Here is a 14,456-nt window from a genome sequence, read left to right as displayed (position 1 = left end):
CGGCTCGCGCGAGATCAGACTCCGGACACGGCGAACGGGCTCGGCACAGGGTCGCCGGCCGTGCCCGGGGCCGCCACTGCCGGGTTCGCCCCCAGCTCGACGATCCGGTTGTCGGTGTCGACGTGCACCACCCGCGGCCGGTACGACCGGGCCTCGGCGTCGTCCATCTGCCCGTACGAGATCAGGATGACCAGGTCACCGGGGTGCACGAGGTGCGCGGCGGCCCCGTTGATGCCGATCACGCCGCTGCCCCGCTCGCCCGGGATGACGTACGTCTCCAGCCGGGCGCCGTTGGTGATGTCCACGATCGCGACCTGCTCCCCCGGGAGCAGATCGGCGGCGTCGAGCAGGTCCTCGTCCACAGTCACCGAACCGATGTAGTGCAGGTCGGCCTGGGTCACGGTGGCCCGGTGGATCTTCGACTTGAGCATGGTCCGCAGCATCGGGCTCGCCTTTCGCGAAAGAAGTGGTGGTGGGGTGCGGCCGGGTCAGGGACGAGGGGCGAGGTGGATCGCCGCGTTGTCGATCAACCGGGTGGCGCCGACCCAGGCGGCGATCACCAGCCGGGCCGGCCCGGACACCGGCCCCGGCTCCAGTTCGGGGTCGGTGAGCACCAGGTAGTCGAGCTGGGCACCGGGCGTACCGGCGCCGAACGCGGCGTGCGCGGCGGACAGCACCTCCCCCGCGTCCAGGCCGTCGTCGGCGGCCCGGGCCCCGGCCCGCAGCGCGGCGGACAGGCTCAGCGCCGCCGCCCGCTCGGGCTCGCTCAGGTAACGGTTGCGGCTGGACAGCGCCAACCCGTCCGCCTCCCGGACGGTCGGTACGCCGATCACCTCGACCGGGACGTCCAGGTCCCGGGCCATCCGCCGCACCAGGGTGAGTTGCTGATAGTCCTTCTCACCGAAGAAGGCCAGGTCAGGACGCGTGAGTTGGAGCAGCTTCAGGACCACGGTGAGCACCCCGTGGAAGAAGCCGGGACGGCTCGCTCCCTCCAGCTCCCCGCCCAGCGGACCCGGGTCGAGGCGTACGCGGGGCTGGCCGTCCGGATACATGTCGGCCACCGACGGCGCGAAGACGAGGTCGGCGCCGGCCCGCCGGCACACCTCCAGGTCGGCGTCGAGGGTGCGCGGATAGCGGTCGAAGTCCTCGTTCGGCCCGAACTGCAGCGGATTCACGAAGATCGTCACCAGTACGTGGTCGGCCTGCTCCCGGGCGGCGCGCAGCAGCGTCTCGTGGCCGGAGTGCAGGGCGCCCATGGTCATCACCACGCCGACGGTGCCCTTCAACGCCGCCCGGGCCTCGGCCAACTCGGCGCGCGTGTGGACAAGCTGCGTCATGCGGCCACCTCCCGGCTCGTCCCGGCGAGCACACCGAGCAGCGGCTGGGCGTCCACCGGACGCAGGCGGCCCGCGGCGATCGCCCGGTCGGCGGTACGCCGGGCCAGCGCCAGGTACGCGGGGACCGACTCCGGCGCGGTGGCGGCCAGCCGGGCCAGGTGCCGCTCGACGGTGCCCGCGTCGCCCCGGGACACCGGACCGGTCAGCGCGTCGTCGCCGAGGCGCAACGCGTTCTCCAGGGCGGCCCGCAGCAGGGGGGCGAGCACCTTCTCCGGACGAGCCACGCCGGCGTCGCGCAGCCGGTCGGTCGCCTCGTTCACCAGGGTCACCAGGTGGTTCGCGCCGTGTGCGAGCGCGGCGTGGTACAGCGGGCGATCCCCCTCGGCCACCCACTCGGGGACGCCACCGAGGTCGGCGACCAGCCGGGCGGCCAGCGGACGCAGGTCAGCCGGGGCGGTCACCCCGTACGAGATGCCGGCCAGCCGGGGCAGGTCGTCCGGCGTACCGGTGAAGGTCATGGCGGGGTGCAGGGCCAGCGGCCGGGCGCCGACCGCGGCGGCCGGCGCCAGCACGGCGAGACCGTGCGCGCCCGAGGTGTGCGCGACCACCTGGCCCGGGTGCAGGGCACCCCGGTCGACGAGGTCGGCGACCACTGCGGCCAGCGCGTCGTCCGGCACCGCGATCAGCAGCAGGTCGGCGGCGGCGCGCGCGACGGCGGTGACCTGGCGGCGGGGCACCTCGGGCAGCAGCAGGGCCAGCCGTGCCCGGCTGGTCCCGGAGTCACCGGCCACAGCCACCACCCGGTGCCCGGCGGCCGCGAGCGCGGCGCCCAGGACGGCACCGACCCGGCCGGCGCCGACGACGCCGACAGTGAGCAGGCGGGACGTGGGGGTGCCGGTGACGGCGGAATCCCGCGGTGCGGCAGGCCCAAGCTGGGCGGCCGGACGCGGGCGCAGCGGTGCGCTCATGACGACGATCCAGTCCTCGAGAAGGGGTACCGGTCGATCGCAAGTATGCGCCCGCGCCACAGAGCCGAGACAGGATGTGTGAAAACGTTCACCGCCGAAGCAAGGGGCTCGGCGCAGGTCGGTCGGGCTCAGCCGGAGGCCGACGTGATCGCGCGTAGTTCGGTGGCCACCTCGGCGATCAGGTCGGTGAGCGGAACGTCACCGCCGGGCGCGACCCAGCGGGCGTACGCGACCCGGAAGACCGTGGCACCCGACTCGGTGGCCAGGGTGGCCGTGCTCTCGTCGAGGCCCTTGGCACGCAGGGCGGCGGTGACCGCGGCCACCAGCGAACCCGTCTTGCGCAGCTCACGCTCCTGGAGCTCGGGGCTGCTCTCGATGATGGCCTGTCGCGCCCGGACCAGTTCGAGGCGGTCGGCGAAGATCTCCTCCGCCACCCGGCGGAAGGCGGCGATGACCACCTCGAACGGGCCGGCGTCCGTCTCGGCCACCGTTTTGGCCAGGACCTCCTCCAAGTGCGCGCTGCCGCTGAAGAGCGCCTCGCGCTTGTCTCCGAAGAGCCGGTAGAAGGTGCGCTTGTCGAGGCCCGCGCGGCCGGCGATGTCGGCGACGGTGGTCTGCTCGAAGCCGCGCTCGCGGAACAGCTCGAAGGCGGCCGCCTCCAGGCGGCCGCGCGCGTCGGGTTGCCAGCGGGCCATGCGGCGATGGTATCCGACGTCACACTGCGACATTACTTCCGCCGCGATGTCGCGCGGCGACATCGTGCGAGGTAGCGTGATGTCGCAAGGTGACATCGGCACTCACGAAGGAACCCACCATGCGCGTATTCGTCACAGGCGCCTCCGGCCACGTCGGCTCCGCCGTCGTCCCGGAACTCCTCTCTGCTGGGCACGAGGTCGTCGGCCTCGCCCGCTCCGACACGTCCGCCGCCGCCATCGAGAAGCTCGGCGCCCAGGCACACCGCGGCGACCTTTCCGACCTCGACGTGCTCCGGGAAGAGGCGGCTGCCGCCGACGGAGTGATCCACCTGGCGTTCCGTCACGACCTCATGGTCAACGGCGACCTGGCCAGCGCCGCCAAGGCCGACCTGGACGCCCTCACGGCACTCGCCGACGGCCTGGCCGGCTCCGGCAAGCCCCTGGTCGGCACCGGCGGGACGGCCATGCTCGTGATGGGCGGCGTCGTCGGCCGCCCCGGCACCGAACGCGACATCTTCCCCGGCGGCGGCTACCGGATCGACGCGGAGAACTTCGTGGCCGGCCTCGCCTCCCACGGTGTGCGCTCGTCCGTTGTCCGACTCGCGCCCACGGTGCACAGTTCGCTCGACCACAACGGCTTCATCACCGCCGTCATCGCCGCGGCGCGACGCACGGGGTACTCCGCCTACGTCGGCGAGGGCGCCAACCGGTGGCCGGCCGTCCACACACTCGACGCGGCCGTGCTGTACCGACTCGCTCTCGAAAAGGCCCCGGCCGGCACGCGCCTGCACGGCGCCGACGACGAAGGAGTTCCCTTCCGGGAGATCGCCGAGGCCATCGGCCACAAGCTCGACATTCCGGTACGGAGCATCAGCCCCGCCGAGGCCGACGACCACTTCGGCTTCCTCGGATCGTTCGTCCAGCTCGACAACCCGACGTCGTCCGCCCTCACCCGCGAACTGCTGGGCTGGACCCCCACCCACCCCGGCCTGATCGCCGACCTGCACGAAGGGCACTACTTCCGGACGGCATGAGCGAGGAAGCCGCCCGGCGGGGATCGGGAGTCGTCGCCCCGCCGGGTGGCCGTAGGGTCGGCACGGTGACGCCTCCTGAACCCGGAGTGAGCTGATGTCGATCCCGTGGCGGGACGCGATGAGCCACGCCCTCTACGGGCAGGACGGCTTCTTCGTAGCCGGCGGCGGTCCGGCCGACCACTTCCGGACCAGCGTGCACGCCTCCCCCGCCTTCGCCGCCGCGCTGCTGCGCCTCCTCTCGCAGGTCGACGCGGCTCTCGGCCACCCTCCCCGTCTCGACGTCGTCGACGTGGGGGCTGGGCGGGGGGAGCTGCTGCGGGCTCTCGTCGGGCTCGCGGTGGGGGTTTCCGGGGAGCCCACCCACTCCGGGCGGTCAGGCTTGATCCCTGCGTGGGTGGGCTCCCCGGAAACCCCGACTTCCACGGCCTCCGTCCGTCGGTCGCCCGACGGTCCGTCGTGCGGCACCGTCCGTCGCTCGCTCGCGGAACGCGTGCGGTTCACAGCAGTCGAGTACGCCCACCGCCCCGAGAACCTGCCCGAAGAGATCAACTGGACCGCTGAGATACCCGACGAGATCAACGGACTGTTGATCGCTACCGAATGGTTGGACAACGTCCCACTCGACGTGGCGGTGCACACCACCGATGGCTGGCGATATGTGCTGGTCGACCCCGACAGCGGCGTGGAGACGGTTGGCGAGTTGGTCAACGCTGCCGATGTTGACTGGCTGACCACCTGGTGGCCCAGTCCCGCGAGCCCTTCGAGTGCTACCGGTGACCCGGATCTGGGGTTGACCTGGTCGGACGCGACCAGCCGGGACGAGTCGGGTTTCCGGGCAGCCCGGCCGGCGCAGGGATCAAGCCTGACCGCCCGGAGCCGGCCGGGCTGCCCCGAAACCCTCCACAGCGACCACCGAGCAGAGATCGGCCGAAGCAGAGACGAGGCTTGGGCCAACGCGGTGCGACAGATCAGCCGAGGGCTGGCGGTCGCTGTCGACTACGGGCATCTGCGGGAGGGTCGGCCGGTGGACGGGACGTTGACCGGGTATCGGGGTGGACGGCAGGTGCCTCCGGTGCCGGACGGGTCGAGTGATGTGACAGCGCACGTGGCAATGGACTCGGTCGCCTCCGCCGGTGCGGCGGTCGCCCGGTGTGCGTACTCCCTGATCTCGCAGGCCGAGGTGCTGCGGGCGCTCGGGGCCGACGGTGGGCGACCGCCGCTGAGCCTGGCCGGCACCGACCCGGCCGGCTACGTGCGGGCGCTGGCCGCGGCGTCGGCGGTGGCCGAGCTGACCGACCCGGCCGGGCTCGGCGGACACTTGTGGCTGCACCAACCGGTCGGCATCGGGCTACCGCCGGCCGTGGCACGATGACGGGCATGACCACCGACGCCGGGGCCCTTCGTGAACTGACCGTCGGCACCGGGGCCGGTCTGGTCGCCGGCACCGGCGATCAGCAGCTCGGCACCGACATGGTGCTCAACATCGGCCCGCAGCACCCCTCGACGCACGGCGTGCTGCGCCTGAAGCTGGTGCTCGACGGCGAGCGGGTCATCGCCTGCGAACCGATCGTCGGCTACATGCACCGGGGCGCGGAGAAGCTCTTCGAGGTGCGCGACTACCGGCAGATCATCGTGCTGGCCAACCGGCACGACTGGCTCTCGGCGTTCTCGAACGAGCTGGGTGTGGTGCTCGCTGTGGAACGCCTGATGGGCATGGAGGTGCCGGAGCGGGCCACCTGGCTGCGGATGGCCCTCGCCGAGCTGAACCGGGTGCTCAACCACCTGATGTTCCTCGGTTCCTACCCGCTGGAGATCGGGGCCATCACGCCGGTCTTCTACGCCTTCCGGGAACGGGAGACCATCCAGGCGGTGATGGAGGAGGTCTCCGGCGGCCGGATCCACTACATGTTCAACCGGGTGGGCGGGCTGAAGGAGGAGGTGCCGTACGGCTGGACCGGGCGGGCCCGCGCGGCGATCGGCGAGGTCCGTCGGCGGCTGCCCGACCTCGACCACCTGATCCGGCGTAACGAGATCTTCCTCGCCCGCACGGTGGGCGTGGGCGTGCTGTCCGCCGCCGACGCCGCCGCGTTCGGGGCGTCCGGGCCGGTGGCCCGCGCCTCCGGGCTCGACTTGGACCTGCGCCGGGACGACCCCTATCTGGCGTACGACGAGCTGGACGTGCCGGTGGTGACCAAGACCGCCGGGGACTGCCATGCCCGCTTCGAGGTGCTGCTCGACCAGGTGTACGTCTCGCTGGATCTCGCCGAGCGGTGCCTGGACCGGGTGGACCAGCTGATCGGGCCGATCAACACCCGCCTGCCGAAGGTGCTCAAGGCGCCGGAGGGGCACACGTACGCCTGGACGGAGAACCCGCTCGGCATCAACGGCTACTACCTGGTGTCGCGGGGCGAGAAGACCCCGTGGCGGTTGAAGCTGCGCACCGCCTCGTACGCGAACGTGCAGGCGCTTGCCACCCTGCTCCCCGGCTGCCTCGTGCCGGACCTGATCGCCATCCTCGGCTCGATGTTCTTCGTGGTCGGCGACATCGACAAGTGACCGTCGCCGGTGAGAGCGCCGGCGCCAGCGGTCGGTGACCGGGGCTGGTCGGGGCGTCAGCGCCAGCGGTCGCCGGGCGGGGCGCCGCCGGCACGCGGCACGTCGTCCTGCGGCGGGTAGCCGTAGCGTTCCTCGACCCGGCGTCGGCCGGCCCGCTCGGGGGCGGGCTCCGGTTCGTGACCGCGCTGGCGCGGCGGGCGCCACTCGTCCGGCACGGGCACGCCGCCGACCGGCAGCGCGGCCCGGCCGCCCGGCTCGGACCGGTGGTACGACTCGCGTTCGTCCTGCCAGCGGGCTTCGTCGTGGCGGCGGGGGTCCTCGTGGCGGCGCGGGTCCTCGTGCCGGACGGACGCCCAACGGTCCGCCATCCGGTACTCGGTCCCCGTGGCGTCGGCGTGCACCTCGGCCCGGCGTTCCCCGACGTGCAGCTCCCTGCCGTTCTCGTCGTCCCGGACGGCCGCCCACCGGTCGCCGGCCCGCAGCTGCGACCAGTACTCGCCGGTGTCGTCAGCTCGCAGGGCCGGACCGGGCTGCGGCGCACCGGCGTGGTCGGGCTCGGCCTGCTCCGACCAGCCACGGTCGTCGCGCGGCGAACGGCCGCCCCAGGCGGGTTGGTCGGCCTGGGCGTACCCGTCGCGCTGCCCGGTCCACTCCGGCTCGTCGCGGCGAGCCGTCCAGCCCGGCTTCTCGTCGCCGCGGTCGGGCCCGTTCCGGTCGGAGCCCGAGCCGTCCCGGGCGCCCCCGAAACCGGGCTCACCCCGGGCGGCGGGCTGCTGACCCCAGGACCGGTCGTCGGCTGGGCGGGCACGGTCGTCGGCGTACGTGGACCGGGGGTTCTCCGGGTCGCCCCACGAGCGGTCGGCCGGGCGGGCACGTCCCTCCGTGCCGCCGCCCCGGGTCCACTCCTGGGCCGGCGGGTTCCACTGGCCGGCGTACCCGCCGCCGTAGCGCCCGCCCGGCTCGGCCGGTCCGCCGTCGACGACTGTGTGCCGGGTGGTGACGTGCACGGTCTCGGTGTGCCGGACCACGCCGACCGGCCGGTGCGCCGGCTCCGGACGCTCGTGCTCACGAGGGCGGTCGTGCTCACGAGGGCGGTCGTGCTCACGGGAGCGATCGTGCTCACGAGGGCGGTCGTGCTCACGAGGGCGGGGAGTGGCGGCGTACCCGGGCGTGGGCCGTTCGGCGCCGTAGACACCGCCGGCGGTCGGCTCGGGTGGCACGTCGGCGACGGCGCGGTGGCGGTACGCCGGTTCCTCGTCGGCGCGCTCGTCGCGACCCCACCGACCGGCGACGTCGTCCGGAGCCGGCGCCCGAACCCGACCGGCCATCTCGTCCGGCCCGCGTCCCGGAACCCGGCCGGCGTCATCCGGAGCGGGCACCCGGACCCGGGCGACCGGGGCGTCGCCGGGGACCGGTACGCGGCTGCGGGCGGGCGGAGTCTCGTCCACCTGATCGGCGGCCGGAACCCGCACCCGGCCGGCACCGACGGGCTCGGCCGGCGGGGCGGCGCCGGCGAGGGCCGCTCCGGTGGCATCGAGGCGACGGCGGACCGCCGCGATCCCCTCCTGGGCTCGCTGCGCCTGGTCGAGCGCCTGGTTGCCGCGCTGCGCGGCGGCCACGATCTCGGCGCGCAACTCCCGGCGCAGCTCCTCGATCTCGTCCAGCAGCTCATCGGCCCGAGCGTCGTCACCGTCAGGGCGCAACGCGATGGAGAGACCGATCAGGACCACCGCCGCGATGGCGAGCACCGCCGCGAAGCGCAGCGGGCCGTTACCGTCGGCGACCAGAAGGATCAGCGCCGCCACCGGGGCCAGGGCCACGCCGCCCCAGAAGAGCACGGTCAGCAGCAGCGGTTGACGCCGGGCGTCGGGGGTGACCGGGGCTGGCATGGGTGTGCAGCCTACCGACGATCCCCAGCGGAGGGAACGGGTCCCCGGACGCGCGGACGCCCCCGCCCCGAGCTGGGGAGGGGGCGTCCGCGGCACAACCGAGGAGGGCCTCAGCTGGTGGCGAAGGCACCGTCCGAGGAGAAGACCAGACCGACGCTGATCTTGCCCTCACGCAGACCGTTCTTGGTCAGCGGCCCGCCCTGGTCAAGCGAGGAGAACGAGCCCACCGAGAGCCCGTACGTCTTCTCCAGGCCCGGCTTGCAGAACGGACGCTGCTGGCACTCCGGCGGGCCGCCCAGCACCGTCGCGCTGCCGGAGCACTTCGCGGCCAGCTCGGAGAGGGTCCGCACGCCGTACTTGTCGGCGAACTGCTGGGTGACCGCGAACGCGTTCTGGTCCTGCGCGGCGGCAGGTGCGCCGAAGGTGATGCCCACCTTGTCGCCCTCGGCCTTGAGCTTGGTCACCGTCGCGTTGATGTCGGGCGAGGACACCGGCTGGGCGTTCTTGCCGTTGGCCTTGGTGTTGAGGAACTCGGCCATGGTCGACGCGTACTCCGGGACGACCTGGATCTCGCCCTTCTCCAGCGCCGGCTCGTACAGCTCCCGGTTGCCGATCTGCTGCACCTTGACCTGGTAACCGGCGGCGGTGAGCACGATCCGGTACAGCTCGCCCAGGGTCTGGCTCTCGCTGAAGTTGCCGGCGCCCACCACGATCTCGCCGCCCGGGCCCTTGGCGATGCCCTCGGTGATGTTGTTGGCGCTGGCGAACTCCTCGGCGGCCACCTTGGGAGTCTTGCGGTCGGCGTCGACGGCCTTGTTGAGCTGGACCAGCTTCGGGGTGTCGAGCGCCGCGGAGACCTTGTCCAGCGCGGCGATCAACTGCGGGTTGGCCACCTTGCTGTTGACCGCCGGAATGACGTTGTCGGAGTTCTGGAGCTTCTTGTCGTCCGTCAGGGCGATGAGCTGCTGACCGGCGACCGGGGCGCACCCGGCGCCGGAGGCGCTCGTCTGGGGGGCGTCGGTGCCGGACGAGCCGGCATCACCACACCCGGTGAGGAGTGCTGCCCCGGCGACGGCGCCGATGGCGCCCATCGCCAGACGTGTACGTGCGCGCATGTGTCGCCCGCCTTCCGTGTCCCGGCGCGACCCGTCCCGGGCCGGCCGCGTGTCCGACGGGCGAACCTGACTGTGGCCGCCCGCGTCTTCCACCCAACATGGTCCGCGAGCGACCGACAACCTGAGATGGGCTTCGTCACCGCATCGTCACCGACCGGCCCGCCGCTGGTCGCCGCTTCGGCGTCCACTCACCCGGACGGATCAGAAGGGCGTCAGGCGCGGCCGGTGGCGTCGGCGGGCCGGGGGCGGCCCGCGCGCTGCCGTCCGCGTCGCAGCGGACGGGGAGTGACCAGGCGTTCGACGATCCCGAGGAGCAACTCGGCCAGCAGTGCCAGCCCGGCCACCAGCACACCGCCGGCCACGATCTGCCCGCCACCGGCGGCGATGCTCAGACCGAATCCGGTACGGATGATCTCGCCGAGACCGCCACCGTTGACGAACGAGGCCAGCGCGGTCGTGGCGATGACCTGCACGGCGGCGGTTCGGAAGCCGGCAGCCAGGTACGGCACCGCGAGCGGCAGCTCCACCCGGCGCAGCAACTGCCCGCCGGACAGGCCCATCCCGCGGGCCGCGTCGCGCGCCTCCGGATCGGCCTGACGTACGCCGGTGTAGGCGTTGGCCAGCAGCGGTGGGACGGCGAAGACGGCGAGCGCCACCACCACCGGCGTACGCCCGAAGCCGAGGAAGGTCAGCGGCAGGATGGTCAGCAGCGCCAGGGTGGGAATGGCCAGGGTGGCGTTGGACACCAGCACCACCAGGCCACCGCCGCGGCCGGTGTGCCCGAGCCACAGACCGACCGGCCAGGCCACCAGGCAGCCCAGCGCCACGGCCAGGGCGGAGATCGTCAGGTGCTCGCCGAGCCGGTCCAGGATGCCGCCCGGGTTGCTCCAGTTCAGGGGGTCGTTGAGCCAGAGCACCGCCTGGTGCACGGGGTTGGCCGCGGCGCTCACCGGACACCCCGGGCGGACCAGGGGGTGAGCAGCCGGCCGACGAGGACCAGCAGCAGGTCCAGCAGCACCGCCAGCGCCACGCAGAGCACCGTACCGGTCATGATCTCGGCCTTGTAGAGGTTGTTCTGGAAGCCCGCGAAGATCAGTTGGCCGAGGCCGCCGTGCCCCACCAGCACACCGACAGTGACCAGCGCGACAGTCGACACGGTGGCCAGGCGCAGGCCGGTCAGAATGCCGGGGATCGCCAGCGGCAGGTCGATCCGGAAGAGCCGTCGCCAGCGGCCGTAACCCATGCCCTCGGCGGCCTCGCCGACCTCCGGCGGCACCTGGTTGAGCCCCGCCACCACGTTGCGGACGATCAGCAGCAGCGCGTACAGGACCAACCCGACCAGCACCGTGGTGGCGCCGGTGCCCAGGTACGGCGCGATGAACGCGAACAGCGCCAGTGACGGGATGGTGTAGATCACGCCGGTGACGCCGAGGATGGGGCCGGCCAGCGGGCGGACCCAGTACGCGAGCACGGACAACGGCAGGGCGATCAGCACCGCGATCAGCACCGCGCGTCCCGTGAGGGAGGCGTGTTCGCGCACGGCGGCGAGGATCGTGTCAGAGTTGTCCCGCACGTACTGCCAGGAGAACCAGGGGTTACCCGGGTCGGCCCGGTAGCTCAGGCGGAAGGACATACGTGGACGTTACCCCGGAGGCCGCCAGCGTGGCCGAATCCCCTCGCGCGGCGTCGATCTCCCTGCAGGGCATCCAGAAGCGCTACCCGAACGGCACCGAGGCCGTGCGGGACCTGAGCCTGGACGTCAAGGCCGGCGAGCTGGTGGTGCTGATCGGCCCGTCCGGCTGCGGCAAGTCGACAGTGCTCCGCATGGTCAACCGGCTGATCGAGCCGACGGCCGGGCGGATCATGCTCGGCGACGAGGACGTCACCGACGTCGACCCGGTGCGGCTACGCCGCCGGATTGGCTACGTGATCCAGAACGTCGGCCTCTTTCCACACCAGACCGTTCGCGCGAACGTGGCAACCGTCCCGGGCCTGCTGCGCTGGTCCCGGGATCGGACCCGGGCCCGCGTCGACGAGCTGCTCGACCTGGTCGGTCTGGATCCGAGCCAGTTCGGCCGCCGCTATCCGCACGAGCTGTCGGGCGGCCAGCGGCAGCGGGTCGGCGTGGCCCGCGCGCTCGCCGCCGACCCGGTGGTGCTGCTGATGGACGAGCCGTTCTCGGCAGTCGACCCGATCGTCCGGGCCCGCCTCCAGGAGGAGTTCCTCCGCCTCCAGGCCGAGGTCCGCAAGACGATCGTGCTGGTCACCCACGACCTCGACGAGGCCGTCCGGCTCGGCGACCGGATCGCCGTGCTGTCCCAGGGCGGGCATCTTGAGCAGTACGACACGCCGGCCGCCCTGCTCGGCGCACCGGCCACCCCGTTCGTCCGCGAATTCGTCGGGGCCGACCGGGGCATCCGCCGGCTGGCGGTCACCCCGCTCGACCGGGAGTCCCTGGAGCCGGTGCCCTCAGGCGCCGCCGCGGATCTGCCCACCGTGGCGCTGGACGGCACGGCGTACGACGCGCTGGCGGTGCTGCTCACGTCGGGACGGGACCGGCTCGTCGTGACCGACGACGGTCGTCCGGTGGGCGCGCTCAGCCGTCAACGTCTGCTCGACCTGGGCCGTTCGCCGAGCTGACCCGGGGCCCGTGACCCGGCCGGCCGTCGGCGGCACCCGTCCGGCCGGGTGTCGCTCGGGTCAGGCGCGACCACCGAGGCTCGCGGTGCCGATGATCCAGCCGGTGAGGAAGCCGTAGCCGGCGCCGCTGCTGGCGTCGCGCAGTGCTGTCAGCAGCGACGGGTCCGGGCCGAGCAGCGCCGCCAGCACGGCGGCGAGCCCGCCGGCCAGCACGTACGCGGCCCAGCCGGAGAAGAACTGGCTGACCGGACCGGGCACCCGGGCCACCTGGGCGGCCGGCAGCAGATAGAGCAGCGCCACCGCGAGGACCACCAGCGCGACGGCCCGCAGGTCGGCGGCGAACAGTCCGCCGGCCTGCCCGTCCGCGTCCAGCCGCCAGGCCGGCCAGGCGAGCAGTCGCAGATAGAAGCCACCTGCCGAGTCCGGGTCGGTGAGCGTGGCGGCGGCCCAGCCGGTGTACGCCGGACTGCCACAGATGCCGACCAGCAGCAGCACGGCGAGCGCGCCGGTGCCGGCGGCCGTCCCGTAGCCGCTGACCGGACCCGTGCGGACGAGCCCCATGATCCGCCCAGGTCCCGTGCCGGCCGGCCGGGCGGACCTGGGCTGCCCCGAACGGCTCAGTGCTTCAGCAGGTAGTCGATGAAGGCGGCCCGCAGCAGCGGCGCCGACTCCTCGTAGCCGTGCCCGGTCAGCTCCCGCCACAGGGCGTTCGCCTCGTCGATGGTCGGGCCGATCGAGTTCGGCGCACCGTCCAGCACCGTGGCCTCGTCCGCGTTCGGCAGGTGCCGCAGCACCGACCAGTAGAAGCCCACGTCGCGACGCTCCCGGGCCCGGGCGAACGCCCGCTCCCGCAGTTCCTCCGTGGACAGCGCGTCGAGTTCCTCGAACGAGGTTCCGCCGGGGGTGGCGGCAGGTGTGTCGGTCATGCGGCGAGCCTAACGGTCGAGATCAGCGCCGGCTCGGCGGACGGGACACGGCTCACCTGCCGTCGGCGTCCCAGTGCCGCGGGCCGGTCTCCCAACGGGGGTCACGCCACGGGTCGGCCGGTTCCGGTGCGGGCGGTGTCGGCAGCGTCGGAGGCCAGTTTTCGGCCGGCGGTTGCCGGGGCACGTTCCATCCCGTGCTGATCGTGCCGTCGCCCACCGGCTCGATCCTCTCCACGCTGCCCGGCCGGGGTCGCCCGAACGTCTCCACCAGCCGGGTCACCAGCAGCCCGACGCCGAGCGCCACGCCACCGAGCGCCCAGCGACTCACCGTCCAGTCGCGCTCCGGCGCGTACGCCTGGAAGACGGTGACCAGGCCGACGGCCAGCACCGTGCCGAACACCCCGCCGCGGCGGCCGTACGCGCTGGTGCCGCCGAGCAGGGACACGCCGATGGCCAGGACGGTCCAGTCCAGCCCGGAGGTGGGCGTGACCGCCCCGGGGCCGTTGGCGGCGAGCAGGACACCGGCGAGCGTGGCCAGCACCGTGGAACCGACAAGCGCGACGGCGGCTACCACGGCTGCCAGCGTGCCCCGGCGACGGGCCGGGTCGGCCACCGGCCGGTACCGACCCACCAGCCGGCGGATCGACCTGATCGTGCCGAACAGACCGCCGAGGACCGCGACGGCGGCGAACCCGACGAAGAGGTAGCCGGCGGAGCGCCGCGGGTCGTAGTCCCCCTGCACCAGAATCGACGTCGAACGGCGCTCGATGTACACCACGACCCCGGCCGCCGCGGCCAGGCTCGCCGCCCAGGCGGGCACCTGTAACACCACCACGGCCAGCGCCAACACGAGACCGCCCACCGCGGCGACCACGACAGCCGACCCGACGGACGCCGTCAGACCCCGGTCGCCCTGCTCCGCGTAGTGCAGCGCTGCGGCGACCGCGACCGGTCCGACGGCCAGGTTGGGGGCGGAGGTGCGCAGGCTCAGCCCGGCGGCGAGAGCGAGCAGCCCGAGGCCGACCGCGCCGACCAGCAACGCACGCAGGCCGGCGCCGCGCAGCGCGTCCGGGTCGACCCGCCAGAGCAGCCAGCCCAGGGCGGCGAGACCGACCAGCAGCAGGAATTCCCAGATCATGTGCACGCCGACGCGGTCCCGGCCCGGCTCGCCGTGGGTGGGATCGTCGAAGACGTTCTCCAGGACGGCGGCAGGAACCCCGGACGAGGGTTCGACCGACCGGTCCCGGCCCGTGTCTTCGTACCCCATGGCACCGCCTCCCCAGTGGCCGGCCGCCC

15 protein-coding genes are annotated in these 14,456 nt (G+C 73.3%); 4 read left to right on the top strand and 11 right to left on the bottom strand.

All coding sequences use genetic code 11. From position 1 onward, the window contains the following. Nucleotides 1–14: 14 nt before the first annotated feature. The 4 genes from panD to B0E54_RS21230 form a co-directional block, all read right to left on the bottom strand. Nucleotides 15–443, bottom strand: a complete 429-nt coding sequence (gene panD / locus B0E54_RS21245; protein WP_234587484.1) for an aspartate 1-decarboxylase — start codon at nt 441–443, stop codon at nt 15–17. 45 nt (nt 444–488) lie between these two features. After that, on the bottom strand, nt 489–1,337 hold the full coding sequence (panC, locus tag B0E54_RS21240) for a pantoate--beta-alanine ligase (RefSeq protein WP_234587482.1): 849 nt from the start codon (nt 1,335–1,337) through the stop codon (nt 489–491). After that, on the bottom strand, nt 1,334–2,305 hold the full coding sequence (locus B0E54_RS21235; protein ID WP_234587480.1) for a Rossmann-like and DUF2520 domain-containing protein: 972 nt from the start codon (nt 2,303–2,305) through the stop codon (nt 1,334–1,336). Before B0E54_RS21235 ends, panC begins: the two co-directional genes overlap by 4 nt. A 128-nt stretch (nt 2,306–2,433) precedes the next feature. After that, nucleotides 2,434–3,000, bottom strand: a complete 567-nt coding sequence (locus B0E54_RS21230; protein ID WP_234587478.1) for a TetR family transcriptional regulator — start codon at nt 2,998–3,000, stop codon at nt 2,434–2,436. Between the two features lie 119 nt (nt 3,001–3,119). On the opposite strand from B0E54_RS21230, the gene B0E54_RS21225 reads away from it, so the two are divergent. The 3 genes from B0E54_RS21225 to B0E54_RS21215 all read left to right on the top strand — a co-directional run bounded on the left by B0E54_RS21225 (nt 3,120) and on the right by B0E54_RS21215 (nt 6,590). Beyond that, a complete protein-coding gene (locus B0E54_RS21225) occupies nt 3,120–4,034 on the top strand; it encodes an SDR family oxidoreductase (RefSeq protein ID WP_234587476.1) in 915 nt (304 codons plus the stop codon). 94 nt (nt 4,035–4,128) lie between these two features. Further along, nucleotides 4,129–5,406 (top strand): SAM-dependent methyltransferase, encoded by a 1,278-nt coding sequence (locus B0E54_RS21220; protein ID WP_234587473.1) that lies wholly within the window; start codon nt 4,129–4,131, stop codon nt 5,404–5,406. After that, nucleotides 5,403–6,590: an NADH-quinone oxidoreductase subunit D gene (locus tag B0E54_RS21215; RefSeq protein ID WP_234587470.1), complete on the top strand. Its 1,188-nt coding sequence runs from the start codon at nt 5,403–5,405 to the stop codon at nt 6,588–6,590. Before B0E54_RS21220 ends, B0E54_RS21215 begins: the two co-directional genes overlap by 4 nt. Before the next feature lie 56 nt (nt 6,591–6,646). Here the strand turns inward: B0E54_RS21215 and B0E54_RS21210 are convergent, their stop codons facing one another. The 4 genes from B0E54_RS21210 to B0E54_RS21195 all read right to left on the bottom strand — a co-directional run bounded on the left by B0E54_RS21210 (nt 6,647) and on the right by B0E54_RS21195 (nt 11,227). Continuing rightward, nucleotides 6,647–8,479 carry a hypothetical protein gene (locus tag B0E54_RS21210; RefSeq protein WP_234587467.1) on the bottom strand — a complete coding sequence of 611 codons (1,833 nt, stop codon included), beginning with the start codon at nt 8,477–8,479 and terminating at the stop codon, nt 6,647–6,649. Nucleotides 8,480–8,589: 110 nt separating this feature from the next. Beyond that, entirely contained in the window at nt 8,590–9,594 is a 1,005-nt protein-coding gene (locus tag B0E54_RS21205; RefSeq protein WP_234587465.1) for a glycine betaine ABC transporter substrate-binding protein, read from the bottom strand. 212 nt (nt 9,595–9,806) lie between these two features. Further along, nucleotides 9,807–10,544, bottom strand: a complete 738-nt coding sequence (locus B0E54_RS21200) for an ABC transporter permease (protein ID WP_234587463.1) — start codon at nt 10,542–10,544, stop codon at nt 9,807–9,809. Continuing rightward, nucleotides 10,541–11,227, bottom strand: coding sequence for an ABC transporter permease (locus tag B0E54_RS21195; protein ID WP_234587461.1), 687 nt, complete (start codon nt 11,225–11,227; stop codon nt 10,541–10,543). Before B0E54_RS21195 ends, B0E54_RS21200 begins: the two co-directional genes overlap by 4 nt. 2 nt (nt 11,228–11,229) lie before the next feature. Between B0E54_RS21195 and B0E54_RS21190 the strand changes: the two genes are divergently transcribed. Then, nucleotides 11,230–12,234 carry an ABC transporter ATP-binding protein gene (locus B0E54_RS21190; RefSeq protein WP_234587458.1) on the top strand — a complete coding sequence of 335 codons (1,005 nt, stop codon included), beginning with the start codon at nt 11,230–11,232 and terminating at the stop codon, nt 12,232–12,234. Nucleotides 12,235–12,294: 60 nt separating this feature from the next. Here the strand turns inward: B0E54_RS21190 and B0E54_RS21185 are convergent, their stop codons facing one another. Genes B0E54_RS21185 through B0E54_RS21175 form a run of 3 tightly spaced genes read right to left on the bottom strand, consistent with a single transcriptional unit; the run spans nt 12,295 to nt 14,427 of the window. Then, complete coding sequence (locus tag B0E54_RS21185) at nt 12,295–12,795, bottom strand: hypothetical protein (RefSeq protein WP_234587456.1); 501 nt, start codon at nt 12,793–12,795, stop codon at nt 12,295–12,297. Nucleotides 12,796–12,851: 56 nt separating this feature from the next. Beyond that, the gene (locus B0E54_RS21180) at nt 12,852–13,160 is read right to left on the bottom strand and encodes a hypothetical protein (protein WP_234587453.1); all 309 of its coding nucleotides are present in this window, start codon (nt 13,158–13,160) and stop codon (nt 12,852–12,854) included. Nucleotides 13,161–13,212: 52 nt separating this feature from the next. Further along, nucleotides 13,213–14,427 (bottom strand): ABC transporter permease, encoded by a 1,215-nt coding sequence (locus B0E54_RS21175; protein ID WP_234587451.1) that lies wholly within the window; start codon nt 14,425–14,427, stop codon nt 13,213–13,215. Nucleotides 14,428–14,456 lie beyond the last annotated feature (29 nt).

Source organism: Micromonospora sp. MH99 (genome assembly GCF_021442385.1).
In the GTDB taxonomy this organism is placed as follows: Bacteria; Actinomycetota; Actinomycetes; order Mycobacteriales; family Micromonosporaceae; genus Micromonospora.
The sequence above is the reverse complement of the archived record's forward strand: the minus strand, read 5'-3'. Positions and strand labels throughout refer to the sequence as shown.